Here is a 20,498-nt window from a genome sequence, read left to right on the forward strand (position 1 = left end):
GTCAGCGCCAACGGGAATGCTTTTGCAGTTTACGCTGCAAGGTTCGCCGATGCATGTTGAGCGAGCGTGCCGTGGCGGAAATATTGCCATCGTGTTCGTTTAACACGCGCTGAATGTGTTCCCACTCCATTTCCTCCACCGAAGGCGGTGCGGGTCGCAGTTCCGGCTCGCCGTCAACGGGGTCAAAGCCGCGCATCAGTTGCTGAACGGTGACCGGTTTGCACAGGTAGTTCACCGCACCGCGCCGAATCGCTTCAACCGCAGTGGCAATGCTGCCGTAACCGGTCAGCACCAGAACTTCCAGTTCCGGCTTTTGTTTGAGCAGCTCCGGCAGCAGCTGCAAACCACTTTCGCCGGCCAGGTTCAGGTCCAGAACGCACCGATTAAACGTCGAATCTGTAAGGGCGGCCAAGGCCGAGGCGTGATTATGAGCCACCGCTGCGGTTATATTCTGCCGGGCAAGCGAACGAACCAGCACTTGGGTAAAAGCCTGATCGTCATCCACCAATAACCACTGTTCTGCTGGCATACTAATGCGCTCCGCTCGTATGAGGTGTGATGACAGGCAAAGCGATCGTCATCGTGGTGCCTGACCCACTGGTTTGGGCTTTCAGGCTTCCGCCGAGCCGTTGAATGGTAGCATTCGACAGAAAAAGCCCAACCCCCAAGCCATTGCGAGAATCGACGATTTCTTCGCCCGGCGCACCTTGAAGTGAAGATTCCAGCCCATCCCCGTGATCTTCAACCATCAGTTCAACGCGCCCGTCACCTGAAAGCCGGCTGCTGACTGACACCCATTCCGGGCTTGCGGTCAAAGCGTTGGCCATTAGGTTGAGCACCGCTTGATCCAGCGTTGCCTCCACTTTCACGTGGGCGTCAGGATAGTTCGCGGGCCAGTGCAACGGTCCCGTCGGCCACAGCAAGGTGGCTGATTCTCGAAGTCGCTCCAGCCAGCGTTTAACCGTTACCGTTTCCAGTTGCGCGGTTTTGGCTTCCACCGCGGTTTTGGTCAGCTGTTGCAGGTGTGCGCTGCAAAGCTGCACCTGTTGCTCCAGCAGGTCCAGATCTTCAGACAACTCCGGAGTGGTCTTGCCCCGGGTGTGGGCCCGGATTTCCCCAATGAGCAGCGTCATGGTGTTTAGCGGCGTACCTAACCGGTGCGCTACTGCGGCTGAGGACAGCCCCAAGGCAATCACCTGTTCATCCCGAAGCCGGCTTTCACGAAAGCTCGAAAGCTGGCTTTGTTGATGTCGCAGGCGGCGGGCGAGTGTGCCCACTACCAACAGGAGGATGGCGGCCGTCAGCGCAAAAGTCGCCCACATTCCGATCAGATGCAGTTGGGCCAGATCGCCGTCATGGTGATGGAGTACCACCGGGGTATGCCACAGAGCTAATGCTGTGTAGGCTGCAATGCCTGCGAGTGTGAGCACAAGGCTTTGACGTGTCGGCACCAGAATAATGGCCACTGCGATGGGTAACAGCAACAGGGAAACCAATGGGTTGGTATAGCCGCCGGTAAAATACAGCCACCCGCCGATCAGCGCCAGATCGATGGCCAGGGTCAGGCTAACGGGCGAAGACGCCTGCGGAGGTCGGCGGTTAAACCAGAGCCAACCTAAAGCCGCTAAGACACCATACAGCAGGCAAACCAGCAGTGCTTCAGCCCGGTGTGCCAGTTGAACCGTGGTTTCGGCAACGGCAATCGCCACCAACTGAATGGCAATGATGGCCAGCCGCATGCTCAGCAGATAGCGAGCGGCCTGGCGAAAACCGGTTTGAGAGTGCGTGAACCATTCCATGGCCGCATTCTAGCAGCAAGCGCTACCTGCGCCTCGGGGTAAGGTGCGACTTATTGTCTCGGATCAACCCGTGAAGTAACACACCAGCTGCTGGCTAAGGACATCGCCGGTCAGTTGCAAGTGGCCTGCGGTCAGGGAGTGTACGTGAACGGCCGCGGCTACCGGGTTGTTGGGTTCAGCCTTGCTGTCTGCATTGTCTGGGTGCAAGCGGTCCGGGTGGTATTGGCAGTGCGGCATGTCCGGGAACAATGCCCCGTAAGCTATGCCGCTTTCGACCAGATCCTGAAAGAAATGAGAGCCGTAGGATAAGTCCGGCACCATGTCACCGGCATTCTCCGATACTTCAATCAAAGCGGCGACACCGGCAATATCGGAAAAACGCGCGGGCACGCCGAGTTCCGGGCTGCTGGTGCCCCAGCGGCCGGGGCCTATCAACATGGTGGGTTCGGCCGACAACCGCATGATTCGTCCAATCAGCCGGGCCACCTCGTAGCGTTCACTCGTGTTCAGGTTGGCGTAAACCGAAGCATCCACACGAATGACCCGAGTGATGGCCAGATTGATATTGCCGCCCATAAAATGACCCCGGGTTTGGAACAGCAACCGGGATCGCGGCAATGGGTCAGGAACGTGAACGGGCCCGGTTTCACCGATGGTGGCCAGCGGGCGACATTGCACCAGATTGAACGACGTTTCGCCTTGGTCATTCAAGTGCAGAGTGAACTCCACGTCTACGGGGTGTCGGTAGCCGGCTTCAAGTGTGGTCAACAGGCTCGATAACTGGGCAATAAAGCGGCTGCCTTTCACGAGCGGTCGGAATGTCAGGCGCCAGACCGGGCCTTCAAGGCCGATTTGTTCCGCTCGGTTCGTGGCGGCTCGGTCTACCTCTGCCAAATATTTCATGGGCAGAGTTTTTGATGTCTCGAGAAGCTGACTGAGCGGACGGGTTTCGAGGTGTCCGGTTTCCAGATCCAGCAAATCGACCAGATGCTGGGAATACTGAAAGCTTTCATCCTGGTCGCGAAACGGCTGGCGGGTGGGGTAATCCAGTGCCATCACGCAGGCGTGGTCGCCCTCGATGCGGTCAACCGCACGCGTGCCTAGCCCCATAACCAGCCGCACCATGCCCGCTTTGGGGTCCATTTTGCTGTCCCACGCGAAGGTATTGCGCGATACGCCTACACCCGCGGCGTCTGGCAGGTAGTAGCGGCCATGAAAGCGACCGTTCACGCGCTGAATCAGCAGGGCCATGGGCTCTTCCCGCTGGTCCAGCCCGCGTCGCTTTCGGTACACCAGTGCGTCTTCGCTCATGGACGAGGCGTAAACTTCCCGAATGGCATTTTCCAGCGCTTCCAGACGCTCCTCAGGAGAGCCCTGATTGACCAGGAAAACACTGTCGTATTTTCCCGCAAAGGCATTGCCGAACCCATCTTCCTGCAGGCTGGAAGAGCGCACCAGAATCGGGTATTGCCCGTAGTGGTCAAGCAGTCGTTCCAGATCCGCTCGGATTTCGTTCGGAAAGTGGCCGTCCAGAATGCCTTTTTGCAAAGCCGGGGCTTCGTTCAGGTAACCGCCGTCAGAACGTTGCCGCATGATGGCCGGCCACAGGCCGTTGTGGACTAAAAACGAATAGTAGGCATCGGTGCCCAGATAACTGGAATCGTGAGGTTCCAGCAGTTCGGACCATTGTTCAGGATCGTCTTTCAGCAGGATATTCCGAGCCACCAGCATGCCGGTGGCTTTGCCGCCAATATAGCCGCTGCCGATGAGCCGGCTACGGATGGCGAGCAGATCTTCCAGTGATAGATAGCGCCGGGCCAACTCCAATATCTGCGGGTCCCGGCTTACCAGCACTTGCAGGACCTGTTCCTGCAACGCGGCGATGGCGCCAGGATTCTGGTTGGCTAAGGCGCGGCTGGCATCCTGAAACAGGCGATCCCAATAATCCAGCAACGGTTGATTGTGGAGGTTTTCCTGCTCCAGAGAGGCCTGGACCCTCGTTGCATCGCTGCTGTAGGTGATGGGGTGAAACTGCCCATGAAGCTCGCGGTGAGGCAGGAACATGGTGGGTGATTGCCGTCGCCAGACCTTGATCGGTTGCACCTGCACATCGTCGTCGTGACGGTGTACGTCCAGAAGCACCTGGGTGGTCTGGCGGATGCGGTCCAGCGTCATGCGCGAGTGACGGTCCGGGTGCAGGGCGAACCAGGCGACCGTGTCCAGTTCAAACAGAAACGGGCAGATAACCCGAAAGAAATTGCCCACCATGGCATCGGTTGCCCAGGCGTTAAGCAATTCGCTGAGGCTGTCGCTGATGTAAAACGCGCCTCGGCCATGCTGTTCAATCAGGCGCCAAACTCGGCTGGTGAAGCTTTCGAAACCGCCCAGAGCGTCTATTTCGATGGTGCGTACAGCGGGATGGTTTTCGATGATCGGCGGATGGTCGCCAAAACGAAGGTAGAGAATCTGCCGGCCTGAATGTGCGGCCGCTTCGACAAAAGGAAGGACGAAACGGCGATAGTCATCGAGGTGGGAAGCCCGCCAGACAACGTTATCGCCGATTCTGAGGTGATCCAGAACCTCGTCGAGCCCTGCCAGACCGGTAGATACCCGGTCCGGAGACTGACGAGACTCTTCGCCGTTCATAGCGGGATCAGATAACGCCCATGGCGTCCATGGCCTTGGCTACACGCAGGAAGCCATTGATGTTGGCACCTACGACATAGTTACCTTCGGCGCCAAACTCGGCTGCGGTTTCGTAGCAGTTCTTGTGGATATCGATCATGATTTCCTCAAGACGTTTCTGGGTGTAGTTGAAGGTCCAGGAATCGCGGCTGGCGTTCTGCTGCATTTCCAGTGCAGACGTAGCCACACCGCCGGCGTTTGCGGCTTTACCCGGGCCGTAGCAGATTTTGGCATCTTGGAACAACAGAATGCCTTCCGGAGTAGTCGGCATGTTCGCGCCTTCAGCAACCGCAATACAGCCGTTTTCTACCAGAATCTTGGCGTCGTTGGCGTTCAGTTCGTTCTGGGTGGCACATGGCAGAGCCACGTCGCACGGAACGCTCCAGATGTTGCCGCCGTCAACGTACTTGGCGTGCTTATGGAGTTCAGTGTAGGCACTGATGCGACGACGCTCAACTTCCTTGATCTGCTTGAGCGCTTTCAGGTCGATACCCTTTTCATCAACGATGATGCCCTGAGAGTCGGAGCAGGCAATAACCTTAGCGCCCAGCTCGTGACACTTCTCGATGGCGTAAGTGGCTACGTTACCGGAGCCGGACACCACAACCGTTTTGCCTTCCAGTGAGTCGCCACGGGCTTTCAGCATTTCGTGGGTAAAGAACACAGTGCCGTAACCGGTTGCTTCGGTACGGGCACGGCTGCCACCCCAGTCCAGACCCTTGCCGGTAAATACGCCAGACTCATAACGGTTGGTGATGCGCTTATACTGACCAAACATATAGCCGATCTCGCGACCGCCTACACCGATGTCGCCGGCCGGTACGTCTGTGTACTCGCCCAGATGACGATACAGCTCGGTCATCAGGCTCTGACAGAAACGCATGATTTCGTCGTCTGAACGGCCTTTCGGGTCGAAGTCGCTGCCGCCTTTACCGCCGCCGATGGGCAGGCCGGTCAGTGCGTTTTTGAAAATCTGTTCAAAGCCCAGGAACTTGATGATGCCCAGATAAACAGACGGGTGGAAACGCATGCCACCTTTATAGGGGCCCAGAGCACTGTTGAACTCTACACGGAAGGCGCGGTTGATGTGGATCTCGCCTTGATCGTCCTGCCAGGGCACACGGAAGATAATCTGACGCTCAGGCTCGCAAATGCGCTGAATAATTTTCTTGTCTGCGAACTCGGGGTACTTCACCAGAACTGGGCCGAGAGTTTCCAAAACCTCGTGCACAGCTTGGTGGAACTCCTTCTCGCCCGGGTTACGGTGAAGGACGTCCTGGTAGATCGGTACCAGCTTTTCGTCGAGTTTTGCTGTCATAGGAATAGCCCTCGGGATACGCGTATTGAAACCCGAAAAAAATTCGGGTGCCCAAAAAAAGGGCAGTGATTGCACCACAATAACGCACCATTTGGCAAGTCGATTGGTCAACTATTGGCGCTTTCCTCATTACTAGGTACCTAAAAAGAGGTGCGGCATCGTGTCTCAAGGCAAGCCGGTTAGGGTTCTTTATTATTCATATCGTCTCTCCCGAAGTTACAGATGATAGCCCCAAAAGGATCCTTTCGAATGCTGAAAAACCGTCTGCCCCGCTCTCTTGGTTATGTCGTGGCTGGTTGCACGTTGGCTGTACCGGTTCTGGCGCAAAACGGTGCAGATACGACCGTGTTGATCCGGGTAACTGAAGGCCAATCGGCAGAAGCCGCTCGTCTTTCGGCCGCGGCCGTTCAATCGGAACCGGTAGCGCGCTTGTCGTCCAATGCCTCGGTATCGCTATCCCGCATGGGCGGCCGCGGATTAGACCCGGTGGTGCGTGGGCAGAATGAAGAGCGTGTTGATGTCCTACTGGATGGAATGCGCGTCGAGGGCGCTTGTCCAAGCCGGATGGACCCGGCAACCAATCGGCTCAGTGTGGCACTGGCGCCAACACTTGAGGTACGTACCGGCAACCGTACTCTCCGGTGGGGCCCGATTGCCGGTGGCCGGATTGTGGCGACCACGTCCGCGCCGGTATTTGCAGATGACAATGTGACAGCGGGGCATATAACCATCGGTGGTGCCGATAATGGTGAAGGCAAACTGGTGAATGGCAGCGTGGCCGTGGGGCATAACGAGGCCTTTCTGCGTTTGGCCGGTGGATACGATGAATCCGATGATTACCAAGACGGCGACGGCAAAGACGTTCGCAGTTCCTATGAAAATTCTGAAGGCCGCATAGATGCCGCATGGACCGCGCAGAACGGGTTCTTTATCAAAGGCATGGCGAGCCGGCAGGAAGAAAGGGATGTCAGTTTTCCCGGCCGGGGAATGGATGCACCGAAAACCGATACGGACCTATACCGTTTGGAAGTGGGGGCGCCGGTAACCGATGGCAGCTGGAACCTGATGCTTTGGAAGGCGGATGTCGATCACGTGATGGATAATTTCAGCCTGCGTCAGGCAATGATGAAAATGCAGACCAACTCGAAAACCCGAACCGAAGGTGCCCGGCTGGTGCTGGACCAAACTCTCAATGACACCAACGATATTGCTTTGGGTATTGATGTAGAACGCAATGACTGGGATGCCACCATGTTCAACGGTATGGCTCTCGCTAATGAGGCTTCACTGATGTGGCCGGGCGTTGAACGAGAACGGGTGGGTGTGTTTGTGGAAGGCTTTCACCAGATTCGTGCAAATGCGCGTTTGGGGGCCGGAGTTCGCTATGATCGCATAGAAATGGACGCAACCCGTGCCGGGCAACGCTTCACCCCTATGTCGGGCGGAATGATGTCATTCACACCGGCTGAGTTGTATGCCAGCGCCTATGGCACCGATAGAGTTAGCGCTAACGATGACAATGTCAGCGGATTTGTGACGGGAGAGTGGCGTTTCTCACCTGGGCAGGCTCTTGAAGTTACTGCCAGTCACAGTGCGCGGTCGCCCGGTGTCAACGAACGCTACGTAGCTCGCAAAACCATGTCTGGCTCATGGGTGGGTAACCCGGGTCTGGATGTTGAAAAACACAACAAACTCGATGTAACGCTTTCCGGGCGGGCCGGAAATTGGCATTGGCGTCCGTCGCTTTGGGTGGATCAGGTTGATGATTACGTACTACGTTCTGAGAGCCGGTATTACAACGTGGATGCTCGCTTGCTCGGAGTAGAGGGAGAGTTTGGTTGGAGCAACGGGACCTGGAGCACAACCAGCCGGTTTGCTTCGGTTCGCGGCGAAAACCGGGATGACGATCAAGCGCTCTCCCGCATTCCGCCGATCCAGTTTAATCAGACAGTGGCTTGGACTCACAAAGGCCATGTCTTGGAAGTTGAATGGGAGTTGGCCCGCCGGCAAGACCGGGTATACCTCGAAGAAGACGGAGGGCTGGATCCTGCTACTTCCCCCGGATACGGGGTGCTCAACCTGACCGGCTCCCACCCTTTAATGACCAATCTCAGCCTGACCTGGGCGGTGGACAATGTGTTTGATAAAACCTGGGCCCGGCATGTCAGCAAAGACAATCTTTCGGATGAGGGCGTTTACCGTGTCAACGAACCCGGCCGCACCGTTCGCGCGGCGCTGACGGCGCGTTGGTAAGATTAATTATGGCGGTTGCCCGCTTCTCATAGCCGGCGGGTGACTTTTCCCCCAGGGCAGATGTTGTGTCTGCCTCGGGGCTTTTTTGATTCAGTGTCCATGTTGATCTGGTGCAGCGGGGTTAATTGCCTTCCCAGTAACGCTGCATTTTCATGAACAGGAAGGATGCGCTCCAGGTAATCAGTACCAGCCCGGTGAGCCCCTCTATTCCGGTTAGAAAACGCAGTGCGCCAACGGGCTCAATGTCACCATAACCGACCGTGGTAAAGGTAGCGAACGAAAAGTAGACACAGTCCAGAAAGCTGCCGTTAAAATTGCCTTGCAGTGAGCCCCAGGAGTCGGCGTGATGCATGAAAAAATAGGCAATCGCAAACACCCAAACCTGTGCGGTGTGGGCAATGAGCACGCCCAGGACCGCGGTCACCAAGCGCAGGTTGTGACGACTGTGCATGATCTTCAACAAAGCACTCAGGCGAACGAGCGCTTCGCGGTGCATAAGCACCACAAGCACGACAATGAAGGCGTTAATGACGGTGGCGCTTGCAAGATTGGCATAATCTGCTGAAAACAAACGTATAGTACTCCTGAGCGTACTTTTTTGTAGCAATCTGAAGATGCCTTTCAGAGGTATATTGTCATTCGTCGCCTGATCAGGGCGGAACTTAATTTACCTTAGCCGGCTAACTCGTTATGTCCAAAAGAATTATACCTGTAATTATTCTGATCGCCGGGGTTTTAGGATTCCTGTTTCTGAAAATGACCCGGCCGGAGCCCGCTCAGGTAACAGCGGTCGAGCGTAGCTGGCGAGTGCAGGTTCTAGTGGTTGAGCCCAAAACTCACACCCCTGTGCTTCCGTTATACGGAGAAGTCGTTGCGCCCGGAAAGGTATCGGTGGTCGCGGCGATGGCAGGGCGTATTGCGGAGCGGCCAGTGGCCGAAGGGCAGAGGGTTGAGCGGGGGGAGTTGTTGGTTGCGCTGGATCGTCAGGATGTCGAGCCGCTTCTGGCACAAGCGCAAGCTCAGGTTTCTGACCTAGAAGCGCAAATTCGGTCAGAACAGGTGCGTTATCAGAACGACTTGGCCTCGTTAAAAAGTGAAAAAGCCATCCTGAGCAATGCCCGCCGACAACGGGATCGCGCTCAGGCGCTGGTTGAACGCAAGTTGGCTTCCCGAGAGAACCTGGAGGCAGCAACCGATGCTGCTGCGCGGGCGGAACTGACACTCAATGTGCGGCAACGAGCCGTAGATGAACACCCTGCGCGTTTGCAGAGCCTGAAAGCCCGATTAACACAAGCGCAAGCGAGCTTGGCGAGCACCCGGCGAGACGCCGAGCGTGCCCGGGTTGTTGCTCCTTTCCAAGGCGTGGTCACCGATGTGCAAGTGGCCGAAGGCGATCAGATAACCCGTAACCAACCACTGTTGTCTATATACAACACAAACAGCTTGGAACTCCGTGCCAGAGTCCCTGACCGGTATCGGGAAGAGTTGGTTGCTGCTTTGGCGGCCGGCGATCGGCTTGTGGCTTACGGCGAGCAGGGGCAGGTTCGTTTCCGGCTGGAGCGCTTTGCCGGAACCAGCGACCCGGCGGGAACTGAAGTCATTCTCACGCCAACGGTCGGCGCGGAAGGTTTGCGGCCCGGGGCGTTACTGCCCGTCAGCCTTGAGCGACCCGTGCGGGAACAAACCGTAGCCATTCCATTCAGCGCACTGTATGGCGCCGACAGCGTGTACCTGATGACCGATGACCAGCGCCTGAAGCGGATTAAGGTAAACCGCATCGGCGAAGCTCAAAGCCATAACGGTGAGCGCCGGTTGTTGATATCGGCAGAGCAGCTAACCCCCGGAACACAATTGATTACGACGCACCTCCCCAATGCGGTGACAGGGCTAAAAGTTGAAGTGGCCGATGCAGCGGGAGGTGTCTCCCGGTGAAACGTAAGAAAGGCGTGATCGGATTTTTTGTTCACCACCGGGTTGCTGGCAATCTGGTGATGCTGGTTATGTTGCTGGGCGGTGTCTTGGCGCTGACTCGAATGAACATCCAGTTTTTTCCGACCTTCGCCTTGGACATGGTGAGCGTGCGGGTGGTCTGGAGCGGGGCTTCCGCCGAGGATGTGGAGCTGGGCATTACCGATCCACTGGAGCAAAAGCTTCGCAGTGTGGACGGGTTGAAGAAAATGACCTCGACCTCAGCCCAGAGCGTGTCGTCGATCACGCTGGAGTTCCACGAGGGCACCGACCCGGTTCAGGCCGTGGATGATGTACGCCAGCAAGTGGATGAGTTCAACAATCTTCCGGCGGATGCGGAAGAGCCCCGGGTCACGCGGATAGAGCGTTACGAGCCGGTCGCCCGTTTGCTGGTGTACGGTGATGTGGACCGCAGTGAACTGCGTGACATGGTGAATCGCTTTGAAGATGAACTGTTGAGCCGGGGTATCGACCGGATCAGCATCCGCGGTTTACCGGAACAGCAAATCAGCATCGATGTGCCAGTAGAGCGTCTGGACACCTTGGGGCTGACACTGGAACAGATCGCAGACCGGGTTGCCTCGATCTCGCGGGATTTGCCCGCCGGGATGATGGCACAGCAGGATGCAACCCGCGAACTACGCTCGGTGGAGCAGCGCCGGAGCCCTCAGGAATTTGAGGCATTACCGATTCTGAGTAGCGACCGTATCCGGCTGCAACTGGGTGATGTTGCCATCATCCATCAAGAGAGTCGCGACAATCAGACGGTGATGGAAAATGCCGGCCTGCCCGCTGTGGAGCTGCAATTGCAGCGAGTGGAGAACGGTAATTCGCTGGAGGCCGCAAGGATTTTGGAAGGGTGGCTGGAGGAGACTCGTCCTACCTTGCCACCGACGATCAAGCTCGCTGTTTATGACGAAACCTGGCAATTGCTGGAAGACCGGATTTCCTTGTTGGTCAACAACGGTTTGAGCGGTTTGGTTGTCGTGATCGCCCTGCTGTACTTGTTTTTGCCCGGGCGCGTGGCAGCGTGGGTCGCAATTGGCATCCCCACAGCGTTTATGGCGGCCTTGGCGGTACTGTGGCTGCTGGGTGGCTCCATCAACATGATGTCGTTGTTTGCGTTGATCATGGCGTTGGGGGTGATTGTGGATGACGCCATTGTGGTGGGCGAAGACGCCGATGCCCACGCGCGATTAGGGGAAGAGTCCATTTATGCCGCCGAAGGGGCGGCGAAACGCATGGTCTGGCCGGTACTGGCCTCGTCGCTGACCACGGTTGCCGCGTTTATGCCGTTGCTGGTGGTGGGCGGCATTATCGGCAACATTCTGGGCGATATTCCGCTGGTGATGATCTGTGTGCTGGTGGCGTCGCTGCTGGAATGCTTCATTGTCTTGCCCGCACACTTACGACGCGCTTTCATCACCAAGACCAAAACCGGCCGAGGCGAAGCCGCTCGCACGAATCCCGTAACCCGCTTTCGAGATCGGTTTGAGCAAGGTTTTGACCGCTTTCGTCAGGGGCCGTTTCGGCGATTCTCCCGCTACAGTCTGGCACATCGGGGTGCCACCGTTGCCACAGCGGTGGCACTGGCTTTGTTGACTGCGGGTTTGTTAGCCGGCGGGCGATTGGGGTTCAATTTCTTCCCGACGCCGGAACCCTCGGTGTTTTACGCCAACGCCAGTTTCGTTGCTGGCACGGATAAGCGCACAGTAGAGCGCTTCATCCATGACATGCAGCGGTCGCTCGCAGAAACCGACGAGGCTTTGGGGGGCGGTCTGATTTTAAACGCGGTCACCACCTATGGCGCGACTTTAGGCGCTGAGGGCAGCTCACGGAATGACGATGAGCTGGGTGCGATGCTGGTTGAACTGGTGCCCTCTGATCGGCGTTCTGTCCGTAATCCCGATTTTATCCGGGAGTGGCGTAGTCGCCTCACCTTACCCGCCGGTCTGGATGCGTTGAACATCAACGAACGACAGGCCGGGCCGCCGGGTCGGGATGTCAACGTGCGATTGACCGGCAGCAATGCGACGGATCTGAAAAGAGCCGCCGAGGAACTGGCGCAAGCCCTAGGCACGTTACCCGGTGTGCTGGATGTGGAAGATGACATGCCTTGGGGGCGGGAGCAGCTGATCTATCAGGTGAGCGCCTATGGCGAAGCGCTGGGATTGACTACGGTGGATTTAGGCCGGCAGCTAAGGGCGGCGTTTGATGGTCGTGTGGCGCAGATTTATCAACAGGGCCGCGACGAGATCGAAGTGCGCGTGCAGTTACCGCAAGTTCAGCGAGAACGGTACGCCACGTTGGAGCGTATGACCGTGCGTGTGCCGGATGGACGTTTTGTGCCGCTGATGCAGGTGATGAATCTGGATCACCAACAGGGGTTTCAGGCCTTGCGCCATGCCGACGGCAAGCTGGCGGTGGAGGTGACATCGGCACTCAACAGTCGGATAACCACCACGGACCAAGTGTTAGAGAGCCTGGAGGCCAATGCGTTGCCTGACATCGCCAGCCGGTATGGCGTGCGTTACAGCTTCGAAGGCCGGTCGGCGGATCAACGAGAAACCATGGATGACATGAAAACGGGGCTGATCATCGGCGTCGGTTTGATGTACGTGGTGCTGGCGTGGGTTTTTGCCTCTTGGCTACTGCCCGTGATTGTGATGGCGATCATTCCGTTTGCTTTGGTGGGCGCGTTGCTGGGGCATTGGCTGATGGGCCTGCAGCTTACGATTTTATCGTTATTCGGTCTGTTCGGGCTGTCCGGTATCGTGGTGAATAACGCGATTATTCTGGTCGCCTTCTACAATCAGCAGCGACAGAAAGGATTGGGGATAACCGATGCGCTGAACGAGGCCGTCGTTCAGCGCGTTCGCGCTGTGCTATTGACCTCGCTCACCACCATTGGCGGACTGATGCCGTTGTTGTTCGAGACATCACTGCAAGCCCAGTTCCTGATTCCCATGGCCACGTCGATAGCGTTTGGTCTGGCTTTGTCTACGGTACTAGTGCTGCTGGTTATTCCGGCTCTGTTGTCGTGGGTTGAGCACTTCCGGGCGTGGCGGAGCGAACATCAATGATGGTTTCGCCCTGTCGGCTACTCCTATGAATCAGCTCTCTCAGGCGCATGCGTTCTTCTTCTTGGGGTTCGTACATATCAACAATAATCTCGACGCGGCGGTTCTTGGCGCGGCTTTCTGAGGAATCGTTCTCAACCCGCGGTTCGGTATCCGCGAGCCCCTTAACGGCCAGCCGCGTGGGTTCAACGCCGCCGGTTGCCAACACCGCATTGGCAACGGCTGCGGCGCGGGCCGCCGACAAATCCCAGTTGCTGTAAAAACGCGAGTTGCGAATGGGAATATCGTCGGTGTGGCCCTCGACGGTAAGCTCGCCGGGGATATCCGCCAGTACCTCGGCCATTTCCAGCAACAAGGTTTCAAACTCCCAGGTCAGCTCGGCAGAACCCGACGGGAAAGACCCCTTCTCCTCAACCCGAATAACGATACGGTGCTGATCCGAGTCAGCCTCGACTGTAATTCGCCCATCTTCAAGCGCTTCGGCCAGCACCTCGCGAATCCGTGACGCGTTGTCCTCGAGTGCCTCCTTGGCCGCCTCTTCCCGGGCTTCCTCGGTTGGGCTCTTGAGTGTTTCCAACTCCGGCTTTTGGTCGGTGGTGGTTTGGCGGATTTCATTGACCACCGTTGGCTCGGGGGGAGCCGGAGAGAACTTATCAAAAATAGGGCTGGTCCCTTGAGGTATCTCAAGAGCGGGCACGTCGCGCTGTACGCCGAAGGCTTTCGAGAGCTCGCCGGCAATCTGCTTGAACTTCATGGCGTCGATCTCAGAGAACGACAGCAAAAGCACAAAGAAGCACATCAACAACGACATCAGGTCAGCGAAGGTCACAACCCACGCCGGAATCCCCGGTTTTTCTTCTTCTGGCAGCTCATCCATAGTGCTTATCCGCCGCTGGTCTCTGCCTCGGGCGCTTTATCGCGCTGGTTCGGGGGCAGGTAACTTGACAGCATCTGTTCGATAACGCGGGGGTTGGTGCCTTGTTGTATAGCCACCAAAGCATCGGTATAGAGCATTTGCATGCGCGCTTCTTCGGTCATCCGAAGGGAGAGCTTGTCAGCAATCGGCGATGCAATCATGGTAGCGATCATCGCGCCGTAGAGGGTTGTCAGCAGTGCCACTGCCATGGCCGGCCCGATGGATTTCGGGTCTTCCATGTTGGACAGCATTTGTACCAGGCCGATCAGGGTGCCGATCATGCCCATCGCCGGCGCAACATCGGCCATGGCGGTAAATACTTTGGATCCGGAGCGGTTGTAATCCAGCGTCATCAAACGCTCTTTATCCAGCAATTGTTTGATGGTTTCGTCGTTTTGGCCATCGACCAGCATCTGGATGCCGCTGGCGAGAAACGGTGAACTGACATCCCGGCCTTCAAGGCCAAGCGGGCCTTCTTTGCGGGCAATGCTCGCAATTTCGACCAGTTCCTCAATGCTGTCCTGGGTTTCCGGCAGTTTGAATTTAAAGGCCCGGACGGCTGCTTTAAAGGCGCCGAGGAACTGAGGAATGCTGAATTTGGCTAACACCACGAACATGGTGCCGCCCACGACGATCAGCAGGGAGGACGAGTTAACGAAAACATCAGGGGACACGCCGAGAATAACGGCTGAAGCGATGAGTAACAGTGCGCCGACAAGGCCGACCAGAGTAGCGAAATCCACATGCGCTCCGGAAAGTTATTGATTGAGGGTTGGGTGAAGATTACTGACAGTGTGCGGCTCAGGCAATTGCTTTATGTATCTATTCGTTATCTGATGATAGTTCTTTCCAGGCAGCATATTTGTGCAAATCCGATTCGACCCATTTCAAGCAAAGTGCCACAACACCTGCATCGTCAAGAAAGCCGAATCCGAAGATGAGATCAGGGATCAAATCCAGCGGATTCATCACGTACAGTAAGGCCCCGGCAACCGCGGCAATGGTTTTCCATGGCACGGTGTGGTAACGACCGTTCCAATAATCCCGAATCAGGGAAAACATCAGTTTAATGTCGGTGCTGAAGCGTTCGAGGCGGCCGCTGCTTTTTACTTTTGCCTCGATCGCCTCCTGTCGTTTCAGCAGTGTTTCCAGATCGTTTTTACGGACCTTACCGGCTTCTTCACTCAGTTGCTGTTCTGCGGTTCTTTTGGAAAACACTGCCATGACTGTACGCCTATAAGTTTTAGCCTACGAAGATGCGTTTGGCCAATCCGGCACCTTTTAGACCCTGAATGGAAAGCGTGGTAATCAAGCCGCCAATCATCGCGCCCACAAGGCCGCAGGTCAAAATGTCCTGCCCGGTCAGGTACAACCCGGGGATGTCGGTTTTGGGCTTAAGCCAGCGCTGTTCAAACCGTTTCGGGGTATGGTCCAGACCGTAGAGCTCGCCTTCTTCGTAGCGGCAGAACCAGGCGGTGGACAGCGGCGTGGACGTTTCCACGTAATCGATCTTACCGCGTAGCTGGGGCAGCTTGTCGTAAACCTCTTCCAGCAGTTTGTCGGTAATCTCGGCTTTAAGTGCCTCGTACTCTTCGCCGCGCTTGCCCCAGGTGCTGCCCTGCCAGGACTCGAACATTTCCCAGGAGGTAGGTGCCACCACTTCCAGCGTTGAGGTGCCCGGCCAGCGGTTTTGATAATCCGGATCTTTGGCGGCGGGGAACGACAGGTACACCACCGGGAAAGGCGCGTTGTGTGGGTCCTTCAGAAAGTTATCCACACTGGCATCGTGGTCTGGCCCGGGATAGATCCAGAAGTTGGTGCGAGGCAAACCGAGTTCTTCCGGTGTGCCTTTCAGACCAATGTACAGGCCGATGTGGGCCATGGACGGTTTAATGCTCTTGCGATCCTGTGGATAACCGACTTTTTCAGAAACCTCTTTCGGCAACAGCCGCTCATAAGTGTTGATGACTCCGGCTCCACTGATGATTTTGGGGGCGCGGATTTCTTCACCATCGGCCATGCGAACGCCTACGGCTTTGCCCTTCTCGATCAGAATGTCGGTGACATCGGCGTAGGTAAATACTTCGCCGCCTGCGGCCTGAATGCCCGGGATAATGGTTTTGGCGATTTCGGAGGCACCGCCGACCGGATAGTAACCGCCGTGCAAATAATGTTTGGCGATGATGGCGTGAATCATGAAGCTCGACTGCTTCGGGGTTACACCGCAGTCGCCCCATTGGCCGGTAATGGCACCGATGAGTTCTTCGTTATCGGTCAGTTCCCGCAGTACATCGTACGTGGTGCGGTTGAAGCAATCGGGCAGTACGGTGTCCAAGCCTTTGGACACGAGCGGGCTGATCAGCGACGGCGAGAGTTTGGACAGGGTATACCACTGCATGCCGCTGGTGACCTGATCGAGCAGCGCAACGTAACGGTCGATAGCCTCGCCTTCGTCCGGGAATGAGGCCAACAGCGAGTGACGCAGGCCTTCTTTGCCCGCTCGCAGATTGACGACTTTGTCGCCGAGGAAGAAACGGTCGTAGTTTTCATCCATTGGCGCCCACTTGAGCTTGCTGTCGGTGATGTAGTCGAACAGACGGCGGGCGAGTGTGGTGCTTACGCCCATATCACCAATGTAGTGAACGCCCACATCCCACTCATAGCCGTTGCGGGCGTAGCTGTGAGTATAGCCACCGGCGGTGTAATGTTGTTCGAGAACCAGAACCCTCTTACCCGCACGGGCGAGACAGGCGGCGGCTGTCAGCCCGCCGATGCCTGAACCGATGACGATCGCATCGTAGGGACCTTTTAAACGGTTTGCGCGGTATCGGGTGCCGATTCGGATGGTACTGGGTTTGAGCTTTTTTGGAGCTACTGCCTCTGCCACTGCGGTATCCTCATGATCATGCGTCGGTGCGGTCTGTTGGCGCCATCCAGGGCCAGCCGAACCGGTATTATTTTTAGAGTATCTTCAGCATCCTATGGTTGGGTTGGCTTGTCCAGACCCGAAAGGCGAACCTCGGAAACTTCATTCAGTTTTGTTAACTGACGTCATCAACCTTGCAGCATGAAGATTTTGTACTCCGGAACTTATAGCGCCTGATGCGGTCTAGTGGAAGTCGTTGGGAAGAGAGGCAGGTATGACAGATATTCGGTTGTGGGATTTGCCGACGCGATTGTTTCACTGGCTTTTGTTGTTGGCCGTAACGGGCGCGGTTGTCACCATCAAAACGGGAATGCCCGAGTGGCATAGCCGCTTCGGTTTGTTTGTGGTCGGTTTGTTGAGCTTTCGGATCGCTTGGGGTTTTTTGGGGTCTACCTACGCCCGCTTCAGTTCGTTTGTCCGCGGACCGTCGGCGGTTTTGCGCTACCTTCGTGGTCAATGGCAGGGCGTGGGCCACAATCCTCTGGGTGCGCTGTCGGTGTTGGCACTGTTGGCTTTGTTCGGGTTTCAGGCTGTCACGGGATTGTTTGCCAATGACGAGATTTCGTTTCAGGGCCCGTTGTACCCTCTCATTTCCTCAGGCTGGAGCGACACGCTGAGTAGCTGGCACAGGCTGACCGAGTGGTACCTGTACGGCTTGGTTGCTCTGCATGTGCTGGCGGTGGTGTGGTACACGAAAGTGAAGAAGGACAACCTGGTGACACCGATGATTACCGGTAAAAAACGAGTGCCACCGGGCCTTGCTTCAGATGCGAAGGGGGGCGGTGTCGTGGCTTTTCTGGTGTCTCTGGTATTGGCTGCGGGCGTTGTTCTCGGCGCCAGCGGCAGCCTGATGTCACCGCCGCCGGCTCCGGAACCACCACCCCAGAATCTGGGATGGTAAAGCGTGCTACTTACTTAGCACGGAAGTTGTCGTGGCAGGCCTTGCAGGTCTTGCCCACGGCCGCAAACTGGCGAGCCAGTGCGGCTTTGTCACCCTCGGCGGCAACCGCTTGAAGTTTGTTGGCTTCACGGCCAAAGTTCATGCCCACTTCGCGGGCTTTTTCCGGTTGTTCGAAAAATTCGGGCTTCAGGCGAGTGTCGTCAGCCTTGTCTAGTGACGATTCCGGGCTGAACAGTGCGCCCATGCCGGAGTTGGCAACAGCGGCAATGGCGTTTGCGGCGGCTTTCATCTGGTCCGCGTTGTAGGCAACGTCGCCATCGACGGCTTGCGCTTTGATTTTGCCCATGTTCCAGGCCATGAACTGGTAAGCGCCCTGACGTGCTGTGATCTGGTCTTCAACGCTCATTTGGGCGGCTGCGGGCAGGGTAATCGACAATGCCAAAGCAGCGGTGGCGATTAGGCGTGTTCTTTTCATTTTAATCCCTCTCTTTCTAGTTCTGGTGGTAAATGATAAAAGCGTTTATAAAGGCGTGGTTCTAAGCATGCTACCTGTATAGACTCACCCCATGACAACTATATGCGTTTAAAGTTCAACCCGGAGACACTTCACAATGGCAATTTGGACAGTAACCCCCAGTATTGAACAGATGACTGAGGCCAGCAAGAACACAGCGGTCGGTCATATGGGTATTGAATACCTCGAAATCGGTGACGATTATGTGAAAGGCCGTATGCCGGTGGATGAGCGCACCATCCAGCCGTTTGGTATTTTACATGGAGGCTCTTCGGTGGTGCTGGCGGAAACCCTGGGCAGCATGGCAGCCAACTGTGTTCTGAAAGACAAAGGTACCGTTGCGGTAGGACTGGATATCAACGCGAATCATATTCGCCCGGTGAGTAGCGGCTGGGTGTATGGCACCGCTAAGGCCCAGCACATCGGCAGTGCAACCCAGGTTTGGGAAATTCGTCTGGAAAATGAACAGGGTAAGCTGACCTGTATTTCCCGTTTGACCATGGCTGTGACCAAACGCCGGTAATCGTGGTGCTCCAGGGAGCAGGGTCAGTCGGTATAAAGCGAGATTCGGTCGCGACCCTGCTCTTTGGATTGATACAGCGCTTGATCGGCCCGCTTAAGAAGGGCTTCCAAATTGGGGTCGTTTGGCCTGTTACTGGTAATGCCAAAGCTGGCCGTGAGTTTGATGGTATGGCCTTCGTGCGGTACGCCTAAAGCGCGGATGATGACCAACAGTTGCTGAGCGATTTCGCGGGCTTTGTTGATGGGTGTTTCGGGTAGTAGCAGAACGAATTCCTCTCCGCCCATTCGGGCTATAAGGTCTGATTCGCGTAGCCGTGCTTGCATGACTTTAGAGACACGAATGAGCACTTCGTCACCGGCCTGGTGGCCATAGGTGTCATTCACTCTTTTGAAAAAGTCGAGATCGACCATCACCATCGACAGCGTTGATTGGTTGCGCAGAGCCTGATGCAGCATTTGATGGCCAAACTGGAAGACGGCCCGGCGGTTGGGTAGTCCGGTAAGTTCATCTTCCAAGGCCGCTGCCTGTGCACGTTCGTGAGCTTCCTGCAAAGCCAGCTCGATTTCTTTTCGAGCGGAGATGTCGGTGGCAATTTCGAGGCGAACGAGTTTGCCATCGGTCCAGGGGATGGCTTGATCCCGGCACTGATACCAGCGTTGGTCAACACGATTCTGGAATTCCCACACGTGGGGCGGTGTGGGAGAACCCTCGGGTGTACGTAACAAATGGTTGGTGCAGAAGCGGCACGGGCCGCCGGCATTTTGGAGCACCTGCCAACATTTCCGGCCGTCAACTTCACCCCATCTCTGTCGCCCATAGGCGTTCATATAAAGAAGTTCATGGGTTTCGAAGTCAGAGACGTAAACCAAGGCATCGAGATTGTCGAGTACAGCTTGCAGTCCACCCGCAGAAATCATCGTTGCTGGCGCATGCGTGTCCAGCTCGTCCGGGAGCTCGGTAGAGGGTATTTTGGATGTCATGGCGGGTGTAGCCTGCGTTCAGTTCCGTTGATCGGTAAAGTATGGCCCAGTTAGCGGTGATTGCCAGTGCGTCGCTTTAATTTGCATGTTGCGACGAGTGCGGGGCGGGTTCAATTAGACCATAGCCGTCAGGGCTAAGATTTATTGTTTCAGGAGTGAGTGTTTATGGAAGCAGCTAACTCACCGGCACAATGCCCCTGCGGCAGTGGTGCAGATTACTCACGTTGTTGTCAGCCTTGGCTCCTTGGCCAGCCTGCACCCACGCCGGAAGCGTTAATGCGCTCCCGATACACGGCTTTTGTTAAACACAACGTCGAATACCTGCTAGCGACCTGGCATTCAGCTACTCGCCCTTCGGAGTTGGAGTTGGAAGGTTCGCCAGCATGGACGTCGCTAAACATTATTGAAGCAAGCGAAAAATCAGACCGGGGAACGGTGCATTTCCGCGCGCTTTATCGGACAGGTTCCGGTTGGGGCTATCTCGAAGAACAGTCCGATTTCGTTCGGGAAGAGGGCCGCTGGTTCTATCTGAGTGGCACAACAAGCGAAGGGCAGCTCAAGCCCGGGCGAAACGATGTCTGCCCTTGTGGCAGCGGCCGTAAATTCAAAGTGTGTTGTCTGCGCAAGTGAGTGAT

17 protein-coding genes are annotated in these 20,498 nt (G+C 56.4%); 6 read left to right on the plus strand and 11 right to left on the minus strand.

The genetic code is table 11. The features are described from left to right. Position 1 precedes the first annotated feature (1 nt). From MWU64_RS09525 to gdhA, 4 genes are all read right to left on the minus strand, one after another. A complete protein-coding gene (locus MWU64_RS09525) occupies positions 2–529 on the minus strand; it encodes a response regulator (RefSeq protein WP_247063803.1) in 528 nt (175 codons plus the stop codon). 1 nt (position 530) lies between these two features. After that, complete coding sequence (locus MWU64_RS09530; protein WP_247063805.1) at positions 531–1,799, minus strand: HAMP domain-containing sensor histidine kinase; 1,269 nt, start codon at positions 1,797–1,799, stop codon at positions 531–533. A gap of 63 nt (positions 1,800–1,862) precedes the next feature. Further along, complete coding sequence (locus MWU64_RS09535; RefSeq protein ID WP_247063807.1) at positions 1,863–4,445, minus strand: PEP/pyruvate-binding domain-containing protein; 2,583 nt, start codon at positions 4,443–4,445, stop codon at positions 1,863–1,865. A gap of 7 nt (positions 4,446–4,452) precedes the next feature. Further along, positions 4,453–5,802 (minus strand): NADP-specific glutamate dehydrogenase, encoded by a 1,350-nt coding sequence (gene gdhA / locus MWU64_RS09540; protein ID WP_247063809.1) that lies wholly within the window; start codon positions 5,800–5,802, stop codon positions 4,453–4,455. 249 nt (positions 5,803–6,051) lie between these two features. Between gdhA and MWU64_RS09545 the strand changes: the two genes are divergently transcribed. Next, positions 6,052–8,055: a TonB-dependent receptor gene (locus MWU64_RS09545; protein ID WP_247063811.1), complete on the plus strand. Its 2,004-nt coding sequence runs from the start codon at positions 6,052–6,054 to the stop codon at positions 8,053–8,055. Between the two features lie 121 nt (positions 8,056–8,176). On the opposite strand, the gene MWU64_RS09550 is transcribed toward MWU64_RS09545, so the two are convergent. Beyond that, positions 8,177–8,626: a potassium channel family protein gene (locus MWU64_RS09550; protein WP_247063813.1), complete on the minus strand. Its 450-nt coding sequence runs from the start codon at positions 8,624–8,626 to the stop codon at positions 8,177–8,179. A gap of 119 nt (positions 8,627–8,745) precedes the next feature. Here MWU64_RS09550 and MWU64_RS09555 point away from each other — a divergent pair, with 119 nt between their 5' ends. Further along, positions 8,746–9,987 (plus strand): HlyD family efflux transporter periplasmic adaptor subunit, encoded by a 1,242-nt coding sequence (locus tag MWU64_RS09555; protein WP_247063815.1) that lies wholly within the window; start codon positions 8,746–8,748, stop codon positions 9,985–9,987. After that, entirely contained in the window at positions 9,984–13,106 is a 3,123-nt protein-coding gene (locus MWU64_RS09560) for an efflux RND transporter permease subunit (protein WP_247063817.1), read from the plus strand. The genes MWU64_RS09555 and MWU64_RS09560 overlap by 4 nt, the downstream gene beginning before the upstream one ends. Here the strand turns inward: MWU64_RS09560 and MWU64_RS09565 are convergent. From MWU64_RS09565 to MWU64_RS09580, 4 genes are all read right to left on the minus strand, one after another. After that, a complete protein-coding gene (locus MWU64_RS09565; RefSeq protein ID WP_247063819.1) occupies positions 13,045–13,980 on the minus strand; it encodes a MotB family protein in 936 nt (311 codons plus the stop codon). The two genes, MWU64_RS09560 and MWU64_RS09565, sit on opposite strands and share 62 nt — an antisense overlap. A 5-nt stretch (positions 13,981–13,985) precedes the next feature. Continuing rightward, positions 13,986–14,762 carry a MotA/TolQ/ExbB proton channel family protein gene (locus MWU64_RS09570; RefSeq protein ID WP_247063821.1) on the minus strand — a complete coding sequence of 259 codons (777 nt, stop codon included), beginning with the start codon at positions 14,760–14,762 and terminating at the stop codon, positions 13,986–13,988. A gap of 79 nt (positions 14,763–14,841) precedes the next feature. After that, the gene (locus tag MWU64_RS09575) at positions 14,842–15,243 is read right to left on the minus strand and encodes a YkvA family protein (RefSeq protein WP_247063823.1); all 402 of its coding nucleotides are present in this window, start codon (positions 15,241–15,243) and stop codon (positions 14,842–14,844) included. Positions 15,244–15,262: 19 nt separating this feature from the next. Next, complete coding sequence (locus MWU64_RS09580) at positions 15,263–16,906, minus strand: NAD(P)/FAD-dependent oxidoreductase (RefSeq protein ID WP_247063824.1); 1,644 nt, start codon at positions 16,904–16,906, stop codon at positions 15,263–15,265. Between the two features lie 253 nt (positions 16,907–17,159). Between MWU64_RS09580 and MWU64_RS09585 the strand changes: the two genes are divergently transcribed. Continuing rightward, positions 17,160–17,846, plus strand: a complete 687-nt coding sequence (locus tag MWU64_RS09585) for a cytochrome b/b6 domain-containing protein (protein ID WP_247063826.1) — start codon at positions 17,160–17,162, stop codon at positions 17,844–17,846. A gap of 10 nt (positions 17,847–17,856) precedes the next feature. On the opposite strand, the gene MWU64_RS09590 is transcribed toward MWU64_RS09585, so the two are convergent. Next, complete coding sequence (locus tag MWU64_RS09590; protein WP_247063829.1) at positions 17,857–18,321, minus strand: cytochrome c; 465 nt, start codon at positions 18,319–18,321, stop codon at positions 17,857–17,859. A 136-nt stretch (positions 18,322–18,457) separates the two neighbouring features. On the opposite strand from MWU64_RS09590, the gene MWU64_RS09595 reads away from it, so the two are divergent. Next, positions 18,458–18,883 (plus strand): hotdog fold thioesterase, encoded by a 426-nt coding sequence (locus MWU64_RS09595; protein WP_114334939.1) that lies wholly within the window; start codon positions 18,458–18,460, stop codon positions 18,881–18,883. Between the two features lie 23 nt (positions 18,884–18,906). On the opposite strand, the gene MWU64_RS09600 is transcribed toward MWU64_RS09595, so the two are convergent. After that, entirely contained in the window at positions 18,907–19,863 is a 957-nt protein-coding gene (locus MWU64_RS09600; protein ID WP_247063831.1) for a sensor domain-containing diguanylate cyclase, read from the minus strand. 165 nt (positions 19,864–20,028) lie between these two features. Between MWU64_RS09600 and MWU64_RS09605 the strand changes: the two genes are divergently transcribed. After that, the gene (locus tag MWU64_RS09605) at positions 20,029–20,493 is read left to right on the plus strand and encodes a YchJ family metal-binding protein (protein WP_247063833.1); all 465 of its coding nucleotides are present in this window, start codon (positions 20,029–20,031) and stop codon (positions 20,491–20,493) included. Positions 20,494–20,498 lie beyond the last annotated feature (5 nt).

Source organism: Marinobacter sp. S0848L (assembly GCF_023016065.1).
In the GTDB taxonomy this organism is placed as follows: domain Bacteria; phylum Pseudomonadota; class Gammaproteobacteria; order Pseudomonadales; family Oleiphilaceae; genus Marinobacter.